The 15,071-nt window shown below is 72.7% G+C and carries 16 protein-coding genes; 9 read left to right on the top strand and 7 right to left on the bottom strand.

Annotation, left to right across the window (positions count from 1 at the left end; genetic code table 11):
- Positions 1-86 precede the first annotated feature (86 nt).
- From OG521_28790 to OG521_28775, 4 genes are all read right to left on the bottom strand, one after another.
- On the bottom strand, positions 87-782 hold the full coding sequence (locus OG521_28790) for a response regulator transcription factor (GenBank protein ID WUW24546.1): 696 nt from the start codon (positions 780-782) through the stop codon (positions 87-89).
- On the bottom strand, positions 779-2,050 hold the full coding sequence (locus OG521_28785; GenBank protein WUW24545.1) for a histidine kinase: 1,272 nt from the start codon (positions 2,048-2,050) through the stop codon (positions 779-781). The genes OG521_28790 and OG521_28785 overlap by 4 nt, the downstream gene beginning before the upstream one ends.
- A 150-nt stretch (positions 2,051-2,200) precedes the next feature.
- Positions 2,201-2,479: a hypothetical protein gene (locus OG521_28780; protein ID WUW24544.1), complete on the bottom strand. Its 279-nt coding sequence runs from the start codon at positions 2,477-2,479 to the stop codon at positions 2,201-2,203.
- A gap of 9 nt (positions 2,480-2,488) precedes the next feature.
- Positions 2,489-3,274: a PspA/IM30 family protein gene (locus tag OG521_28775; protein ID WUW24543.1), complete on the bottom strand. Its 786-nt coding sequence runs from the start codon at positions 3,272-3,274 to the stop codon at positions 2,489-2,491.
- A 296-nt stretch (positions 3,275-3,570) separates the two neighbouring features.
- Between OG521_28775 and OG521_28770 the strand changes: the two genes are divergently transcribed.
- The 3 genes from OG521_28770 to OG521_28760 all read left to right on the top strand — a co-directional run bounded on the left by OG521_28770 (position 3,571) and on the right by OG521_28760 (position 6,195).
- Positions 3,571-4,170, top strand: a complete 600-nt coding sequence (locus tag OG521_28770) for a DUF3043 domain-containing protein (GenBank protein ID WUW24542.1) — start codon at positions 3,571-3,573, stop codon at positions 4,168-4,170.
- Between the two features lie 89 nt (positions 4,171-4,259).
- Complete coding sequence (locus OG521_28765; protein ID WUW26832.1) at positions 4,260-5,012, top strand: methyltransferase domain-containing protein; 753 nt, start codon at positions 4,260-4,262, stop codon at positions 5,010-5,012.
- Between the two features lie 91 nt (positions 5,013-5,103).
- Positions 5,104-6,195 (top strand): trypsin-like peptidase domain-containing protein, encoded by a 1,092-nt coding sequence (locus OG521_28760; GenBank protein ID WUW24541.1) that lies wholly within the window; start codon positions 5,104-5,106, stop codon positions 6,193-6,195.
- Between the two features lie 66 nt (positions 6,196-6,261).
- Here OG521_28760 and OG521_28755 read toward each other — a convergent pair whose 3' ends face one another.
- A complete protein-coding gene (locus OG521_28755) occupies positions 6,262-6,471 on the bottom strand; it encodes a hypothetical protein (GenBank protein WUW24540.1) in 210 nt (69 codons plus the stop codon).
- Between the two features lie 128 nt (positions 6,472-6,599).
- Between OG521_28755 and OG521_28750 the strand changes: the two genes are divergently transcribed.
- The 5 genes from OG521_28750 (at position 6,600) to OG521_28730 (ending at position 12,563) form a co-directional block, all read left to right on the top strand.
- On the top strand, positions 6,600-7,802 hold the full coding sequence (locus OG521_28750; protein WUW24539.1) for a bifunctional adenosylcobinamide kinase/adenosylcobinamide-phosphate guanylyltransferase: 1,203 nt from the start codon (positions 6,600-6,602) through the stop codon (positions 7,800-7,802).
- A gap of 45 nt (positions 7,803-7,847) precedes the next feature.
- Positions 7,848-8,687, top strand: a complete 840-nt coding sequence (locus OG521_28745) for a class I SAM-dependent methyltransferase (GenBank protein ID WUW24538.1) — start codon at positions 7,848-7,850, stop codon at positions 8,685-8,687.
- A gap of 120 nt (positions 8,688-8,807) precedes the next feature.
- The gene (gene cobT / locus OG521_28740) at positions 8,808-9,941 is read left to right on the top strand and encodes a nicotinate-nucleotide--dimethylbenzimidazole phosphoribosyltransferase (GenBank protein ID WUW24537.1); all 1,134 of its coding nucleotides are present in this window, start codon (positions 8,808-8,810) and stop codon (positions 9,939-9,941) included.
- A gap of 91 nt (positions 9,942-10,032) precedes the next feature.
- Positions 10,033-11,838 carry a phosphatidylglycerol lysyltransferase domain-containing protein gene (locus OG521_28735; protein WUW24536.1) on the top strand — a complete coding sequence of 602 codons (1,806 nt, stop codon included), beginning with the start codon at positions 10,033-10,035 and terminating at the stop codon, positions 11,836-11,838.
- Complete coding sequence (locus OG521_28730) at positions 11,835-12,563, top strand: hypothetical protein (protein WUW24535.1); 729 nt, start codon at positions 11,835-11,837, stop codon at positions 12,561-12,563. Before OG521_28735 ends, OG521_28730 begins: the two co-directional genes overlap by 4 nt.
- Here the strand turns inward: OG521_28730 and OG521_28725 are convergent.
- Positions 12,506-13,267, bottom strand: a complete 762-nt coding sequence (locus OG521_28725) for a hypothetical protein (protein ID WUW24534.1) — start codon at positions 13,265-13,267, stop codon at positions 12,506-12,508. The genes OG521_28730 and OG521_28725 overlap by 58 nt on opposite strands.
- An 88-nt stretch (positions 13,268-13,355) precedes the next feature.
- Between OG521_28725 and OG521_28720 the strand changes: the two genes are divergently transcribed.
- Positions 13,356-14,135: an adenosylcobinamide-GDP ribazoletransferase gene (locus OG521_28720; GenBank protein ID WUW24533.1), complete on the top strand. Its 780-nt coding sequence runs from the start codon at positions 13,356-13,358 to the stop codon at positions 14,133-14,135.
- Positions 14,136-14,162: 27 nt separating this feature from the next.
- Here OG521_28720 and OG521_28715 read toward each other — a convergent pair whose 3' ends face one another.
- Complete coding sequence (locus OG521_28715; protein ID WUW24532.1) at positions 14,163-15,020, bottom strand: endo alpha-1,4 polygalactosaminidase; 858 nt, start codon at positions 15,018-15,020, stop codon at positions 14,163-14,165.
- Positions 15,021-15,071 lie beyond the last annotated feature (51 nt).

Genomic DNA, 15,071 nt, shown 5'->3' with positions numbered 1-15,071 from the left:
GCCCATCGCCTGAGCCGAAGGCGTCGGTCCCAGGTCGCTTTCTTATGCCGCGCATACCGCAGGTGGAGTACGCCGCGGCTGCACCCTCACTCCACCCGTGGCCGAACCAGGCCCGATTCGTACGCAATTACGACCAGTTGGGCCCGGTCGCGGGCGCCCAGCTTTGCCATCGCCCTGTTGACATGGGTCTTGACGGTGAGCGGACTGACCACGAGCCGCTCGGCGATCTCGTCGTTGGACAGTCCGCCCGCGACGAGGACCAGCACCTCGCGTTCGCGGGTGGTGAGGGCATCCAGCCGTGCGGAGTACTCGGCGGCTCCCGGCCCGCCGTCGCCCGAACTCCCGCCCTGGGCGAGGAAGGTGGCGATCAGCCCCTTGGTCGCGGCGGGCGACAGCAGCGCCTCGCCGCCCGCGGCGATCCGGATGGCGTTGAGGAGTTCCTCCGGTTCCGCCCCCTTGCCGAGGAAGCCCGAGGCGCCGGCCCGCAGGGACTGCACCACGTACTCGTCCACCTCGAAGGTGGTGAGCATGACCACGCGCACATCCGCGAGTTCCGGGTCGGCGCTGATCATCCGGGTCGCGGTGAGACCGTCCGTGCCGGGCATCCGGATGTCCATCAGGACCACGTCGGCGCGGGTCGAGCGGGCCAGGTCCACGGCCTGCGCCCCGTCCGCCGCCTCGCCGACCACCTCCATGTCGGGCTCCGAGTCGACCAGGACGCGGAACGCGCTGCGCAGCAGCGCCTGGTCGTCGACGAGCAGGACCTTGATGGCCGCTGTCATGCGTGCTCCCCCGTCCGGTCCGCCGCGCCCGGATGGTCCGGCTCCCGCGCACGGGTCTTGAGGGGCAGGATCGCATGAACCCGGAAGCCGCCCCCGTAACGGGGTCCGGCGGTGAGGGTGCCGCCCAGTGCGGTGACCCGCTCGCGCATGCCGAGGAGGCCGTGGCCGCCGCCGGCCGGGTCGCCGGTGGCGCGGCCGGCCGTTCCGCGGCCGTTGTCCAGCACCATGACCTCGGCCGTGCCACCGACCCGTACGACGCTCACCTCGGCCTTGGCGCCGGGGCCCGCGTGCTTGCGCACATTGGTCAGCGCCTCCTGGATCACCCGGTAGGCGGCCAGGTCCACGGCGGCCGGCAGCGGCGGCTCGTCCTTCGCCGAGCAGGCCACCTCGACGGGCAGCCCGGCCCGTCGCACGGTCTCCACGAGCTCGTCGAGGACGGCGAGGCCCGGGGCGGGTTCGGTCGGCGCGGCCGGGTCGCCGGACTGGCGCAGCAGCCCCACGGTGGCCCGCAGTTCGTTGAGCGCGGAGCGGCTCGCCTCCCGGACGTGGGCGAGCGCCTCCTTGGCCTGGTCGGGGCGTTTGTCCATGACGTGGGCCGCGACCCCGGCCTGCACGTTGACCAGGGCGATGTGATGGGCGACGACGTCGTGCAGGTCGCGGGCGATGCGCAGCCGTTCCTCGGCCACCCGGCGCCTGGCCTCCTCTTCGCGGGTCCGTTCGGCCCGCTCGGCACGCTCCCTGATCGCGTCGACGAACGCGCGCCGGGAGCGGACCGCGTCGCCCGCCGCGGCCGCCATCCCGGTCCAGGCGAAGATCCCGAGGTTCTCCTGGCTGTACCAGGGGGCCGAGCCGAAGAACATCGCGGCCGCGGTGAGCGCGGCCATGGTGAGCAGCCCGACCCGCCAGGTCGTCGGCCGGTCGGTGCGGGCGGCGACGGTGCACAGCGCGATGACGGCGCTCATCACCACCGGGGCGGGCGGGTCCTCCACCACCAGCTCGACGACGGTCAGCACCCCGGTGGCGGCGAGCACGGCCATCGGCCTGCGGCGCCGCCAGACCAGGGCGAGGGCGCCGAGCACCATCAGGAACACGCTGCCGGGTTCGGGTGTGCGGGTGCCGAAGGTGGGCCCGTGGTGTGCGTTCGGATCGGCGAAGGAACCGATGAACATGGCCACGAACACGGCCAGGGCGAGCGCGCCGTCCAGCGCGAGGGGATGGTCGCGCAGCCAGTTCCGGATGCGCAGAACCCCGGTTCCGAGGGTGGTCACGTCAAGCTACGTTACGGCGTGTCGCGGGGATTCCGGTCCGCGCGGGCGGGAGATGCCGGGAGAACCGGTGTGGACCACACACAACTGTGCCCCCTGTCCGGCGGGGCCGGTCACGGGGCACGGTCGTGCGGGTGCTGGTGCTGCCGGTCGTCAGCCGGGAATCAGGCCGTCGTCGCTGAGCATGGCGCGGACCTCTTCGAGGGTCGCGTCGGGCGACGGCAGGATCAGCTCGGACGGCTCCAGGGAGTCGTCCGGCAAGGGTGTGCCGAGTTCGCGCACCCTGGCGAGGAGCGCGTGGAGCGTGGTGCGGAAGCCTGGTCCGTCACCGCTCTCCATTTCGGCGAGCAGTTCGTTGTCGAGTTTGTTGAGCTCGGCGAGATGACTGTCGGCCAGGACTGCCTGGCCCTCCCCCATGATCCGTACGATCATGACGCTGCCTTAATTCTTGTCGAACTTGTGCGGGGTCTGGGTCGGGGACTGCTGCTGGGCGGCGTCCTGCGGGCCGCCCTCGATGGCCTGCTTCGAGGGGGAGCCGCCGGCCAGTTCGGCCTTCATGCGCTGCAGCTCCAGCTCCACGTCCGAACCGCCGGAGATCCGGTCCAGCTCGGCGGTGAGGTCGTCCTTCGCCGTGCCGGTCGGGTCGTCCAGGGCGCCGGAGGCGAGCAGCTCGTCGATCGCGCCCGCGCGGGCCTGGAGCTGCTGGGTCTTGTCCTCGGCCCGCTGGATGGCCAGGCCGACGTCGCCCATCTCCTCGGAGATGCCGGAGAAGGCCTCGCCGATCCGGGTCTGCGCCTGGGCGGCCGTGTAGGTGGCCTTGATCGTCTCCTTCTTCGTACGGAAGGCGTCGACCTTGGCCTGCAGCCGCTGGGCCGCCAGAGTGAGCTTCTCCTCCTCGCCCTGCAGCGTGGTGTGCTGCGTCTCCAGGTCGGTGACCTGCTGCTGGAGGGCGGCGCGGCGCGACAGCGCCTCGCGGGCCAGGTCCTCGCGGCCGAGCGCGAGCGCCTTGCGGCCCTGGTCCTCCAGCTTGGACGTCTGGCCCTGCAGCTGGTTCAGCTGCAGCTCCAGGCGCTTGCGCGAGGTCGCCACATCGGCGACACCGCGGCGCACCTTCTGAAGCAGCTCCAGCTGCTTCTGGTACGAGTAATCGAGGGTCTCGCGCGGATCCTCGGCCCGGTCCAGGGCCTTGTTTGCCTTCGCGCGGAAGATCATCCCCATACGCTTCATGACACCGCTCATGGGCTTCGCGCGCCCCCTTCTGACTTAACGGGTCTCCAGCACTCCAACAGAACCCACAGTACGGGCCCTGCCTCTATTACCGCACTGTTCGAGCAAGGATGGGGTCCTCCCCAAGGACGACTGCCACCGGTGACCACTCCGGCCCAGGGAGTAGGTGAAGGTCAGGGAAACCGGTGGTGACGCCCGTATCGTCCCGCTCGCACACCAGCGAGGACGCAGGCCGTTGCCGGATCGTTCCCGGCCGGCCTGGGGTCGTGGCGATCGACCCCGTACCCTTGGGCCTTGTGTTCCGTAGCCGCTCCAAGGAAGAGAAGGCCCCCACCGACAAGGTGACGGCGGACCTCTCCAAGACGTCCCGCGACCCGCAGGCCCCCAAAGGTCGCCCCACCCCCAAGCGCAGCGACGCCCAGTCGCAGCGCCGCCGTGCCTCCAGTGGTGCGCCGACCGACCGCAAGGAGGCCATGAAGCGCCAGCGCGAAGCGCGCCGTGTCGACATGGCCAAGCAGCGCGAGGCGCTGGCCAGTGGCGACGAGCGCTATCTGCCGGCCCGCGACAAGGGTCCGGTCCGCCGCTTCGTCCGCGACTTCGTGGACTCGCGCTTCTGCATCGCGGAGTTCTTCCTGCCGCTCGCCGTGGTCATCCTGATCCTCAGCGTGATCCAGGTGCAGGGCATCCAGAACATCTCGCTGCTGCTCTGGCTCGGCGTGATCGTGCTGATCGTCATCGACTCGATCGGGCTCACGTTCCGGCTGCGCAAGCAGCTGAACGAGCGCTTCCCGGACACGCCCAAGCGTGGCGCGGTCGCCTACGGCCTGATGCGTACGCTCCAGATGCGCCGGCTCCGGCTGCCGAAGCCGCAGGTCAAGCGCGGAGAGCGGCCCTGAGTACGGATCTCTCCGGTCCGGCCGGCGGCGTGTCCGCCGGTCGGCCGGGTGATGCGGTCCCCGGTTTCGCCGGGGCTTCGCCGGCCTGGCTGAAGGGGCTCGGCGGACTGCGCAACACCGTCCGCCAGGAGCTGGTCGCCCGGCAGCTGGACGAGCAGATCGCGGCGCGCTTCCCGGTCGGGCAGCGGCTGCGGATCCTCGATGTCGGCATGGGCCAGGGCACCCAGGCGCTGCGCCTGGCCCGGGCCGGTCACACGGTCACGGGTCTCGAATCCGACGCCGAGATGCTGCGGGTCGCCCGCGAGGCGCTCGGCGGCGAGCCCGCCGGCATCCGTGAGCGGGTCCGGCTCATCGAGGGCAACGGCCAGGACACCGGGGTCCACTTCCTGCCCGGCAGTTTCGACGTGGTGCTCTGCCACGGCGTCCTGATGTACGTCCAGGAGCCCGACGCCATGGTGGCCGGTCTGGCCCGGATGCTCGCCCCGGGCGGACTGCTGTCGCTGCTCGTGCGGAACGCGGACGCGCTGGCGATGCGGCCCGGGACCGCCGGGGACTGGGAGGCGGCGCTGACCGCGTTCGACACGGACCGGTACACCAACCGCCTCGGGCTCTCCGTGCGCGCGGACCGGCTCGACGCCCTCACCGCGACGCTCGCCGGGATCGCCGCACCGCTGCGCGCCTGGTACGGGGTGCGGGTCTTCACGGACAACGTGAGCAACGACGCGGAACTGCCGTCGGCGGCGGAGCTGGAGCGGGTGCTGGCCGCGGAGGACCGGGCGGGACGCACGGATCCGTACCGCAGGGTGGCCGCGCTGCTGCACCTGTGCGGCGTGCGGGGCTGACACCGCCCCGCAGGACGGCCCTTCGGCCGGGGGCTCCCCGGGCGGGTGCGCCCGGCAGGCCGCCAATGGGGTTAAACGTAATAATCCGGACATGGATGCCTTTCACTCCCGCAGCCGTGTGCGCCGGCTGCTGCTGCCCCTGTCCGCAGGTGTCTGTGCGATCGCGCTGGTGAGCGGTTGCTCCGACTCGAATTCCCCAGCCTCCGACGCCTCCGCGACGAAGTCCGGTTCGACCCAGCAGGGCTCGGCCGCGAAGGCCACCGGTGATCTTCAGAGCGAATACCAGTCCGTCATCGAGGACGTGCTTCCCTCGGTGGTGCAGATCGACGCCTCGGACAGTCTCGGCTCCGGCATCGTCTACGACGCCAAGGGCCACATCGTCACCAACGCCCATGTCGTCGGCGACGAGAAGACCTTCAAGGTGACCGTGGCCACCGGCGAGAAGGTGCTGAGCGCCTCGCTGGTCGCCGCCTATCCCGAGCAGGATCTCGCGGTCATCAAGCTCGACGACGTCCCGGACGGGCTGAAGCCCGCGAAGTTCGGCGACTCGGAGAAGGTCGCGGTCGGCCAGATCGTGCTGGCGATGGGCTCGCCCCTTGGCCTGTCCAGCAGCGTCACCCAGGGCATCGTCTCGGCGCTCGGCCGGACCGTGAGCGAGACCCGCGCCGGCGGCGGCACGGGCGCGACCATCGCCAACATGGTGCAGACCTCGGCGGCGATCAACCCGGGCAACAGCGGCGGCGCCCTGGTGAACCTGGACAGCGAGGTCATCGGCATCCCGACGCTGGCGGCCACGGACCCCCAGATGGGTGACAGCGCGGCGCCTGGCATCGGCTTCGCCATCCCCGTCTCGATGGTGAAGACGGTCGCTGACCAGATCATCAAGAGCGGCAAGGTCACCGACTCCGGCCGGGCCGCGCTGAACATCACCGGCCGGACCGTCGTCGACGACAGCTACCAGCCGGCGGGGGTCGCGCTCGTCAGCGTGACGAAGGGCGGCGCCGCGGAGAAGGCGGGGCTGCGGGCCGGCGACATCATCACCAAGATCGGCAGCACTCCCGTCACCACGATCACCTCCCTCTCGGAGGCGCTGGCGTCGGACAAGCCGGGCCAGAAGGTCACCGTGACGTACCAGCGCGCCGGTGCGGACCGGACGGCCGAGGTCACGCTCGGCGAGATCTGACTCCCCGGCACACGGTCCGGACAACGCCGGGCGGGCCCTCTCGGGCCCGCCCGGCGTTCGTTCCGTTCAGCTCTGCTCGGCCTGGAGGCTCATCGGGCCGTAGATCTTCGTCGTGTCGTCGAAGAGCGTCGCCTGGTCCGCCCCGCCGTCGAGGAGTTCCTTCCAGTACTCACCGATCCAGGACTCCGCGTCACCCTGCGTCGTGAATTCGTCCGGCTGCAGGGCCGGCTCCGTCTCCGTACCGTCGGACTTCTCGAACCGCCACGTCCACGCCATGTCCGCCTCCTGGGTCACTTTGTTCCGTCCCGCAGCCTAGTGCTTACGACCAGCGCGGGAAGGGGCCCCGGCACCTCCGGTCACCCCCACGTCGCGCACCCGGTGCGGGGACGCGGGAGGATCGGGGCGTGGAACTGACTCTGCTCGGCACCGGAGCCCCCGACGGGCTGCCGCGGCCCGACTGCCCCTGCGCCGCCTGCGCCACCGCCCGCGGGGCGCGTGCGCGGGCCGCGACCGCTCTGCTGGTCGACGACGCGCTGCTGCTCGACCTCACCCCCGGGGCGGTGTTCGCCGCCGCCCGTGCGGGGCATTCACTCACCGGCGTACGGCAGGTGCTGCTCACCCATCCGCACGACGGCCCCGCCGTCGAGCTGCCCGCCGGGCTGCCCCCGGCCGGCCGGGTGCCGGACGGACGGGTGCTGACGCTGATCAGCGGACACCGGGTGCGGGCCGTTCCGATGGACGCGCCGGGCACCGGGTACGAGGTGACGTCACCGGAGGGCGAGCGGCTGCTCTACCTGCCGCCGGGCGCCGCTCCGGCAGGTCTCGCCGACCGGGTGGCGGAGGCGTACGACATGGTCGTCGGTGACGTCGTGGGACGGCCCGACGCGGTGGCCCGGCTGCGCGCCGTCGAGGCGGTCGGACCGGACACCGAGCTGATCGCCGTCCATCTGGACCACGACGCCCCGTCCGGCCCCGAGCTCGACCGCCGGCTCGCCGCCGCCGGGGCGCGGGCGGTGCCGGACGGCACGACGCTGACCGTCGGCGGGTACCACGCGGCGGCCGAGGTCCCCCGGCGCACGCTGGTGACCGGCGGCGCGCGGTCCGGCAAGTCCGTCGAGGCCGAGCGGCGGCTGGAGACGTACCCCGAGGTCGTGTACGTGGCGACCGGCGGCGGCCGGGAGGGCGACGCGGAGTGGGCGGCCCGGATCGGGCTGCACCGGGAGCGCAGACCGGCGGCCTGGCGCACCGAGGAGACCTGCGAGCCGGCGGAGCTGCTGGCATCGGACGGGCCGCCGCTGCTGATCGACTGCCTCTCGCTCTGGCTGACGGACGCGATGGACCGGGTGGATGCCTGGGACGACGAGGCCTGGGCAGGCGGAGGTGAGCGGGCGCTGCGGGAGCGGACCGCCGAGCTGGTGGCCGCGGTCCGCGGGACGCGGCGCACCGTCGTCGTGGTGACCAACGAGACCGGGTCGGGCGTGGTGCCCGCGACCGCCGCCGGCCGGCGCTTCCGGGACGAGCTGGGCCGGCTGAACGCCGCGGTCGCCGACGAGTGCGAGCAGGTGCTGCTGGTGGTCGCCGGGCAGGCGCTGACCCTGCGCGGCTGAGCGACCGCCCGCCGGAAGAAACGGAACGGAACAGGAGGAGCGGACATGGCACGTGTGCGGCCGATGCTGAACGGGGTGCCGGAGACCCTGCTGTGGACGTTGTACAACCGGGCGTACGAGGCGGGCCGGCCCTATCCGGTGCTGGACGACCCGATGGCGCTCGAGTTGCTGGCGAACCTGGACTATCCCTTCGAGGAGCGGTTCGGGGTGCCCGGCCCGTTCCACTCGCAGGCGCAGGGGCTGCGGTCGCGCTGCTTCGACCTGGCCGTGCAGGAGTACCTCGACGACCGGCCGCGGGCCACCGTGGTCGCGCTCGGAGACGGTCTGGAGACCGGGTTCTGGCGGGTGGACAACGGCCGGCTGGACTGGCTGAGCGTGGAGCTGCCCGAGGTCGCCACCCTGCGCCACACGCTGCTGCCGCCCTCGGACCGGCTGCGGACGCTGTCCGGGTCGGCGACGGACCTCTCCTGGCTGGACGAGATCGAGGACCCGGAGGGCCGGGGCGTGGTCGTCACGGCGCAGGGGCTGCTGATGTATCTGCGCCCCGCCGAGGTGCGCCGCGTACTGGCCGCCTGCGCCGAACGGCTGCCGGGCGGGATCCTCGTCCTGGACACGATGTCGAGGTGGCTCGCGAAGGGCACGGTGGCGGGCACCTCGAAGGTGGGCGCCATGACGATCCCGCCGATGCGCTGGGCGATGGACCCGGGTGAGCGCGGGAAGCTGCGCGGCGCGCATCCGGGCATCACCGAGGTGCGGGCGCTGCGTCTGCCGCGCGGGCGCGGCGCCATGGGCGAACTGATCCGGGTCCAGAACCTGCTCCCCGGGGTGCGGACCCTGACACCCGCGATGACCCTGCTGCGCTTCGGGGACCGGGCGGCGCACTGAGGGAGGGCCGGAAAACGCGGCAGGTACTGTTCCCGTCAAGAGGCTCCGAGGCCACCCGGCGGCCTCCGAGCCCGCGCCGGGCTCCCCGGCCACCCCACACGACCCGCGAGGCAGACCCCCGTGAATCTGGACGACTTCTCCGACCTGATCGAACGCCCCGACGGGGGTGTGCGGCGAGATGCCGAGGAACGCCGGGAGCGGTTCATCGTGCCGCCCGGCGCCCTCGGCCGCCTCGACGAACTGGGCGAATGGCTCTCGGCCGCGCAGCAGGCCGTGCCGGTCAGGGCGATCGAACAGCCGCGCGTGGTGCTCTTCGCCGGTGATCACGGGGTGGCGGAGCTGCGGGTGTCCGGCCGTGCGGCCGGCAGCGCGCACGAGCTGGTGCGGGCGACGCTGGACGGCTCGACGCCGCTCGCGGTGCTGGCCCGCAGGTTCTCCGTGCCCGTACGGATCGTCGACGCCGGTCTGGACTGCGATCCGCAGCTGCTGCCGGACGCGGTGGTGCGGACCCGGGTGCGGCGCGGCAGCGGCCGGATCGACGTCGAGGACGCGATGACAGCCGAGGAGGCCGAGCAGGCGGTGCGCCTCGGTATGGCGATCGCCGACGAGGAGGCCGACTCGGGCACCGATCTGGTGGTGCTCGGCGATCTGAGCGTCGGCGGTACGACGGCCGCGGCCACCCTGATCGCGGCGCTCTGCGGCACCGACGCCTCGGTGGTCACCGGGCGCGGCGGCACGGGGATCGACGACCTGGCCTGGATGCGCAAGTGCGCGGCGGTCCGTGACGCGCTGCGCCGGGCCCGTCCGGTCCTGGGCGACCAGCTGGAGCTGCTGGCCACGGTGGGCGGTGCCGATCTGGCGGCGATGACGGGGTTCCTGCTGCAGTGCGCGGTGCGCCGGCTGCCGGTGATCCTGGACGGCGTGGTCTCGGCGGCCGCGGCGCTGGTCGCGCAGCGGGCCGCGTTCCGGGCGCCGGACTGGTGGCTGGCGGGGCAGTTGAGCGGTGAGCCGGCGCAGGCGAAGGCGCTGGACCGGATGGCGCTCAACCCGCTGCTGGACCACGGCGTCATCGTCGGTGAAGGAAGCGGGGCACTGCTCGCCCTTCCGTTCGTCCAGGCCGCGGCCGCGCTGGCGGCGGAGCTGCCCGAACGCGCATCGGAGGACGACGCGGACGAGACGAAGGCCGCCGAGTACACCGACGACAGCGAGGAGGCGGCCGCCGGCGGAGGGGCCGCGGTGGCCGACCCGGCCTGATCCACCCCTGAGGGTCGAGGACTGCGGCCGCCCGGACACCGGCCGCAGGGCGCCTCCTCATGAAGCGCGATGCCCCATATGATCGCTTTTCATGGGAGAGGTCCGATTGGCCAGCGAGGAATCCGGGCGGGGCACCGCCCGGCCGCAGAGCACCGAACGGTCGCGACGCAGCGCGGCGTTCGCCATCTGGTACCTGCGCGTCGTGTCGTTCATCAATTTCCTGAGTGCCGTCTGGGTCACCTTCGGCCAGGACCTGCGCCGCCACAACACCGAGAACTACTTCACGCCCTATCTGCTCACCGCGGGCTTCTCGTCCGGGGTGGTCGCGCTGTTCCTCGCCGTCACGATGCGGCGGCGCAAACGGGCCGCGTGGATCGTGAACACGGTGCTGAGCGGACTCACACTGCTGCTCTTCGCCGCGGTGATCGGCTTTCCGGAGGTCCGCCGGTACCCGCAGAACTGGATCTCGCTGGCGCTGACCGCCGTCTTCGTCCTCGCCCTGGCCCTCGGCCGGCGCGAGTTCTACGCGAAGGGCGACCGGTCCAACCCGAAGCTGGCCGCGCTGGTGGCGGTCGGCGGACTGCTGGTCACCTCGCTGATCGCCGCCGGCCTGGTCACCGTCACCAACACCGCGCACGACGACTACCGTTCGACGTTCCTGGACCGCTGGCGCTACGGCGCGCTGCGCCTCGTCTCCGTCGCGGCGGACGACTCCCGGTTCCCCGGCATCTCCACTCCGGGCTGGGTCAACGTCGTCATCAACATCCTGTCCACCCTGCTGCTGATCGCCGTCGTGTACGCGGCCTTCCGCTCCCGCCGCGCGGTCGACCCGATCACGCCCGAGGACGAGACGGCGCTGCGCGCCCTGCTCGACAAGCACGGTGAGCGCGACTCGCTGGGCTACTTCGCGCTGCGCTGCGAGAAGAGCGTCATCTGGTCGCCGACCGGGAAGGCGGCCGTCACCTACCGGGTGGTCGGCGGGGTCTCGCTGGCCTCCGGCGACCCGATCGGCGACCCCGAGGCCTGGCCCGGGGCGATCGGCCCCTGGCTGGCCGAGGCCCGCGAGCACGGCTGGATCCCCGCGGTGATGGGGGCGAGCGAGGAGGGCGGCACGATCTACGCCCGGCACGGCCTCGACGCCCTGGAGCTGGGCGACGAGGCGATCGTGGAGACCGCCGACTTCACCCTGGAGGGGCGGGCGATGCGGACCGTCCGGCAGGCGTACAACCGGGTCAAGCGGGCCGGTTACGAGGTGACGGTGCGCCGGCACGCGGACATTCCCGGGGCCGAGATGGCCGAGTTGGTGCGGCGGGCCGACGACTGGCGCGACGGCGCGACCGAACGCGGCTTCTCGATGGCCCTGGGGCGGCTCGGCGACCCGGCCGACGGGCAGTGCGTGATGCTCGAATGCCGCGACACCGCCCCCGGCGACGACGGCGGTCCCGGGGAGCTGCGGGCCGTGCTGAGCTTCGTGCCCTGGGGGCCCAACGGCCTCTCCCTCGACCTGATGCGCCGTGACCGGGACGCCGAGAACGGACTGATGGAGTTCATGGTCATCGAACTCCTGCAACGGGCCGGGAAGATCGGCGTCACGCAGGTGTCGCTGAACTTCGCGATGTTCCGCTCGGTCTTCGAACGCGGCTCGCGGCTCGGCGCGGGACCGGTGCTCCGGCTGTGGCGTTCGCTGCTGAGCTTCTTCTCCCGCTGGTGGCAGATCGAGTCGCTGTACCGCGCCAACGCCAAGTACCGGCCGATCTGGGAGCCGCGCTACCTGCTCTTCGAGAAGAGCGCGGACCTGCTGCGCATCGGCGTCGCCGCGGGCCGCGCCGAAGGGTTCCTGGAGGCACCCGGGCTCCCCAAGTGGCTGCACCGCTCGCAGCTCGGACCGCGTGGATGAGAGCGGTGCGCGCGCTCGGCCGGGCGGCCCGCCGGGAGTGGGGTCCGCTGTGGACGACCGTGCGGACGGCACTCGCGGCCGACCGGCTGCGGGCCGTCCCGATGACGCTGGCCGCGGTCGCCCTGACGGCGCTGGTCCAGGTGGTGCAGAACCGGTCCTGGGGCTACGGGCCGGTGCAGACGCTGGGGTCGGTGCGCGCCGAGGACCCGCTGTGGGCGGCGCTGCTGCGCACCCCGCTGTCGCTGTTCGTCCCCGCGCTCGATCTGCCGGTGTGGGGTGCGCTGGCGCAGGTGCTGCTGGTGTTCGGGATCGCCGAGATCTGCCTCGGCCGGTGGCGGACGCTGCTGATCGCGTACGTCGCGACGCTCGCCGGAACGCTGTACGCGCGGATCGGCATCGCCGTCGGGCCGGACGGGTTCCTCGGCCGGCCCGGCTCCGACGCGCTGGTCGTCGACACGGGCCCCTCGGCGGCGGTGGTCGCCCTGGCCGTCTGCGTCTGCTGGGTGTACCGGGCCTGGTTCACCGGCGGTCTGGTGATCGCGGCGATGGTGGCCGAGATCGCCCTCAAGGACAACCTGGCGGGCAAGGAGCACCTGGCGGCCATCGCGGCGGCGCTCGCCCTGTGCGCGGCCCGGGCCCTGCGGGACGGGCGGCGGGCGCGGCACCGTCAGGGCTTGGGCGAGGGGGCCGGGACCCGGTCGGGTGCGCCGCCGATCAAGTCCTGAAACCTCCTTCGCGGTCCGGCCCAGCGGACGTCGTGGTGGTAGGCGCGCAGCACCGCCTTGGAGCGGGCCCGGTGCCGGTTGCGGTAGAACCGCTTCGCCCACATCGAGGTGGGCCGGGCCAGCCGGACCGCCCCGATGAGGGCGACGAACGGGACCAGGGTGCCGAGCACCGCCATCCGCGCCTTGCCCTTGAACAGGGCGATCAGCACGAAGCAGAAGTTGACGACGAGGGTGAGGACGACGCCGAGCCGGCCCTGTTGCTGATCGTCGCTCAGATCGTCCACGCCGAGCGGGGAGAACCCGCCGAGCACCAGCAGCACCAGGGCGGCGGTCAGGATCACCACCTCCACGCTCTGCCGGCCCTGCTCGGTCCAGTACACGTCGTCCATGTGCAGGATCAGGGCGAACTCGTCCAGCACCAGCCCCGCCCCCATCCCGAAGACCACCGCGCAGGCCCCGGCCGCGAAGCCGTGCTTGCCGCTGGCCACCGCGCCGAATCCGCCGACCACGCTCAGCACCACGCCCGGCACCACGTGATGGACATGGACCCCGCCCGGTGTGATGTTGCCGAACGGCCCCTTGCCGGCCCGGATCATCCGGGTGATGACCCGGGTGATCGCGAAGGTCAGCACGAAGGCGGTCAGCGCCAGGAGCAGGGGCAGCTTCCCCGGCTCGACGATGTTCCGGTCGAACCAGTGACCCATCCCACCCACTCCCGCTCCATCACTTATGCACGTCTATGTACGGCTTCGCCCAATCTATCGGCCGCGCCCAGCGATTAGCCTGCGCGCCGTGACCTCCCTGAACAGCCACGGCCTGCGTTTCGCCTTCGGCACCCTCACCGTGCTCCCCGTCCGTGTCACCCGCTGGGACCGCGGGACCGCCCGGGCCGGCATGCTGTGCGCCCCGCTGGCCGGCCTCGTCGTGGGGGCGCTCGCGGCGGTGCCGGGCAGCCTGTTGCTGCTGTCCGGCTCGGGGCCGCTGCTCGCCGCGGTCGCCTCGGCCGCGGTGCCGGCGGCCCTCACCCGGGGGCTGCACCTCGACGGACTCGCGGACACCGCCGACGGACTGGGCAGCGGCAAACCGGCCGACGACGCGCTGCGCATCATGAAGCAGTCGGACATTGGGCCATTCGGTGTGATCACCCTGGTGTTCGCCCTGCTCGCCCAGGTGGCGGTCCTTCAGCAGCTGTACGCCCGGGGCTGGGCCGAGGGCGCGGTCGCGGCCGCCGCGTCCGCGGTCGTCGCCCGGCTCGCCCTGACCCTGGCCGCCCGCCGCGGTGTCCCGGCGGCCCGCCCCGAGGGGCTCGGCGCCGCGGTCGCGGGCACGGTCCCGGCCGCCGGCGCGGCCGTGGCCGCGCTCGTGGTGGTGGCGGGCTGCGCGGGCGCAGGCGCGCTGTTCGGCGGGTACGGGGCGCTGCGCTACGCCCTGGCCGCCCTCGCCGCGCTCGCGGTGGCCCAGGGGCTGCTGCGGCACTGCGTGCGGCGGTTCGGCGGGGTGACCGGCGATGTGTTCGGAGCCCTGGCGGAGACGGCGGCCACGGTGACCCTGGTGGGACTGGCGCTCGGCTGAGCCGCCGCGAGGCCGTCCGGCGGACCGTCAGGCCCCCGCCGCCGGGCACCTCTCACGCCAGACGCCGAGCTCGTACTTCTTGAGCAGCGAGCTCAGCCCCAGCCGCCGGGACTGTGCGCAGAACCGCGCCACGGGCAGCTCGTACTCCACGTGGAAGACCGCCTTGCCCGCCTTCACGAACGGGGAGAGCTCCGCGCACTCCTCGTACTGGGCGCACTGCTCGTTGACCGCGAAGTCGAAGTCCCCGACGAGCTCGGGAATCTGCGGCAGGTCGTTCTTCAGACCGACCGCGAGGTGGTGGCGGTGGGCGATCCGGGCGACGAGCCGGTTGTAGCGCAGCTGGTCGGCGGCGGTCAGCGGGAAGCCGGTCCGGTTGCGGTAGCCGTCCATGTTGTCGGGCTCCACCGCGTCGAAGCCCTTCTTCGCGCACATGGCGATCCGGCTCTCCATCAGCGGCTCCAGGACGTCGGTGCGGCGGATGTCGAGCCAGCGCTCGCCCTTCCAGCCGTTGCCCTTGCCGAGGACCGCGGTGGGGAACCGCGCCGCGTCCGGGCGAAACTCCTCCCAGGCGCCGGTGGACAGGTAGCAGATGACCTTGCGCCCCTTGCGGTGCAGGGCCGCCACCTGGTCCGCCGCGTGGTCGAAGCCGTCGATGTCGTACACCGGCGCGTCCACCGTGGTGTCCAGCCGGCCGGAGAGCTGCCACTGCCAGTCGGTGCCCGGCGCGGGCTGCCAGCGCGCCCCGGCGGACGGGCCGGACGGGCCGGACGGCGGGGCGGGGCGGGGCGCCGACGTGCAGCCGGCCAGCATCACCAACAGAATCAGTACGGCGACGGACACCGCGGGCGGCCGTCCGGTCCCGTGCGTGGCCACCCGGTCGTGCATCGTTCCCCCTGTCCGCAGGACGTCGGCCAACGCCGTTGCGGTCGTGGTCCG

Origin of the sequence: Streptomyces sp. NBC_01463 (assembly GCA_036227345.1) — a bacterium.
Taxonomy (GTDB): domain Bacteria; phylum Actinomycetota; class Actinomycetes; order Streptomycetales; family Streptomycetaceae; genus Streptomyces.
This window is presented reverse-complemented; position numbering and strand designations above follow the sequence as displayed.

Excerpts from the sequence above, each read along its gene's own strand:
- OG521_28790 (WUW24546.1), bottom strand. The coding sequence starts at position 782 with ATGACAGCGGCCATCAAGGTCCTGCTCGTCGACGACCAGGCGCTGCTG.
- OG521_28715 (WUW24532.1), bottom strand. The coding sequence starts at position 15,020 with ATGCACGACCGGGTGGCCACGCACGGGACCGGACGGCCGCCCGCGGTG.
- OG521_28780 (WUW24544.1), bottom strand. The coding sequence starts at position 2,479 with ATGATCGTACGGATCATGGGGGAGGGCCAGGCAGTCCTGGCCGACAGT.
- OG521_28725 (WUW24534.1), bottom strand. The coding sequence starts at position 13,267 with ATGGGTCACTGGTTCGACCGGAACATCGTCGAGCCGGGGAAGCTGCCC.
- OG521_28755 (WUW24540.1), bottom strand. The coding sequence starts at position 6,471 with ATGGCGTGGACGTGGCGGTTCGAGAAGTCCGACGGTACGGAGACGGAG.
- OG521_28730 (WUW24535.1), top strand. The coding sequence starts at position 11,835 with ATGAGAGCGGTGCGCGCGCTCGGCCGGGCGGCCCGCCGGGAGTGGGGT.
- OG521_28735 (WUW24536.1), top strand. The coding sequence starts at position 10,033 with ATGGGAGAGGTCCGATTGGCCAGCGAGGAATCCGGGCGGGGCACCGCC.
- OG521_28745 (WUW24538.1), top strand. The coding sequence starts at position 7,848 with ATGGCACGTGTGCGGCCGATGCTGAACGGGGTGCCGGAGACCCTGCTG.
- OG521_28775 (WUW24543.1), bottom strand. The coding sequence starts at position 3,274 with ATGAAGCGTATGGGGATGATCTTCCGCGCGAAGGCAAACAAGGCCCTG.
- OG521_28760 (WUW24541.1), top strand. The coding sequence starts at position 5,104 with ATGGATGCCTTTCACTCCCGCAGCCGTGTGCGCCGGCTGCTGCTGCCC.